Origin of the sequence: Actinomadura sp. NPDC048955, assembly GCF_040649435.1 — a bacterium.
Taxonomy (GTDB): Bacteria; Actinomycetota; Actinomycetes; order Streptosporangiales; family Streptosporangiaceae; genus Spirillospora; species Spirillospora luteofluorescens.
The window spans coordinates 1-2,236 of record NZ_JBEZJI010000175.1 but is presented as its reverse complement, the minus strand read 5'-3'; the positions used below and the strand labels follow the sequence as shown (position 1 = coordinate 2,236).

Genomic DNA, 2,236 nt, shown 5'->3' with positions numbered 1-2,236 from the left:
GCATAAATAGGAATCCCATTTGACACTGTCAAATCAATATTTTGCACAGAAATGGCTACCGAATGGCTACATACGGAGGCATTTCTGTGCAGGATTCCTCTTATGCTCTTGAATGGCAATAGTTGCAATATTACACCTGTATACCCTCATATTTTTCATTTCAAAATCTCAAACTTTTGTCAGAAAAACATCTTTATTTTTTTCTAACAAAACAAAAAACGCTCACTCTTTTTTTGAGTCAGCGTTTTGATTTTTATTTTTCTTCTTCGATTTCGTTAATCATTTGATGATTAATTGATTTTTTCTCTTCGTCTGTTAAATCAAAAATTTCACTCGCTAAATATTCATTTTTATTCCACATGTAAAAAATTTGATACACGTATTCCGTTGGATCAATATCTTTTAAATAATCCAATTCACCATTCTTTAATTTCTTTCTCGCTTCTTTAAACAATCCTGAATAAACTAATACCTGTTTCCCTTTAAGTGATTTATAGAATGCATCAAATACTTTTTGATTTATTAAATAATCACTATCTTTACCAGAGTACTTAGCCATTTCATATAACTCTTTATTGTTATTTTGTCTTATTTTTTGAACTTGAACTTGTGTAATCTCGGGCATATCTGTAACATCACGCCATAAGTTTAGCCACTCTTTTTGACTAATATATGATTTAGTATCTTTAAAATACGAGCGATTGACTGCAATCAAGACATGAAAATGAGGATGATAATCGTCACGTTCCGCATTATACGTTACTTCTAATTTCCGAACATAACCTTTAGCAATAGAATTAACTTTTTTACGTTTAAACATCTTTTGAAATGCGTGATTATAATTTTGTATTTCATCTTCTAAGTGCTCAGCTGTAACATTTGGGGTCGTAAGTGTTAAAAATATAAATGATTTTGACTCCTCTTGTTTTACATATTGCATCATCAATGATAAACCTAACGCATCTTTTCTCGCTTTTCGCCACGCACACACTGGACAGAATCGATTCTTACAAGGATTTGCTTTGTATAGCTTTTTCTTCTCTAACGTCTTATCAGTCACAAAGCTCAAGAACGTATTACAATTTTTAATCAAATCCATTTGTCCCTCTTTAACATGCCGTTTAATAAATTTTTGAAATACTTGATTTTCTTGCTTTTTCTCTGTATACTTTTCCATGTTATAACACATAAAAACAACTTTGTTTTCTCAAATATTGTATATAAAAAAGTTGCTTTTTCTCCTTTCTATTTCGTTTTTGATTCGACACCATAAACGTTACAATAGTATGCTAGAAAAAGCAACTTTTTTTGTGCTTGAATCCAGAAATGCCAGTGGATTAAGAGGTCTTTCGCTCGCCGGGAATAGTTACCCTTATTATCAAGACAAGAAGAAACTCGTTTCACTCGTTTCAAAAAAGCCAAAAATTCTCATCGTTAAATACTTTTAAATGCACTATTAATAAATAAATGATAAAGTGAAAATGTAACATCATCCCCACACATCATTAAATCTTTTAATATGAAAAAGTACTTTTACCCTCCATAGCCACTTAATTGTTGAGTGGCTATTTTTAATGCTTTATTCCAATTGCTTTTTGGTTGGAACCAACGGAGCATAATGTGTTGTTGAGTTGGTACTTCGTTGGGATTAATCCCAACAAACCACCAACCAACTCGCTAACATAGTTAGCTAACACATAGCTCATTCCAACCAAAAATTTTCTCGGCATAAATGCGTGTGATATGATTAATGTATTACTCCTTTCATTTAATATATCAAAAACAATTCCCTGGCTACTCAAAAAATGAGTAGTCTTTTTATTTTGCATTTTAAGCCCTTTCTAGGACATTTAATCATTTCGAATATAAAAACAAACAAAAATTTCTTTCGTTCAACAGAGAGGCTATGAATCATTTTAAAATTCATTTCTAAACGCAAAATGATTTAACGGAATTAATGAAATCGACTTTAAGAGAAAATGAAAAACAATTACAAAAGCAAATAGAATTTTGGCAGACAAAAAGTAAGAAGCTATTTTAAAAATGGCTACATAAAAAGGGAGCTAAATGGTATCCATTTTTGATTTTGTGTAGCTATTCGGTATCTTTTGTGTAGCCGTTCGGGAGTCATATAACAATTTTTATCGCATAAATAGGAATCCCATTTGACACTGTCAAATCAATATTTTGCACAGAAATGGCTACCGAATGGCTACATACGGAGGCATTTCTGTGC

The 2,236-nt window shown here is 31.3% G+C and carries 1 protein-coding gene and 1 pseudogene; one reads left to right on the top strand and one right to left on the bottom strand.

Translation table 11 applies throughout. The features are described from left to right. Positions 1–253 precede the first annotated feature (253 nt). A complete protein-coding gene (locus tag AB0C84_RS45970) occupies positions 254–1,177 on the bottom strand; it encodes a protein rep (protein ID WP_361079213.1) in 924 nt (307 codons plus the stop codon). A gap of 765 nt (positions 1,178–1,942) precedes the next feature. On the opposite strand from AB0C84_RS45970, the pseudogene AB0C84_RS45965 reads away from it, so the two are divergent. Then, positions 1,943–2,041: pseudogene (locus tag AB0C84_RS45965) on the top strand (replication initiation protein); the annotation flags it as partial. Between the last annotated feature and the right edge of the window lie 195 nt (positions 2,042–2,236).

Coding starts and splice junctions, on each gene's coding strand:
- AB0C84_RS45970 (WP_361079213.1), bottom strand. CDS start 1,177: ATGGAAAAGTATACAGAGAAAAAGCAAGAAAATCAAGTATTTCAAAAA.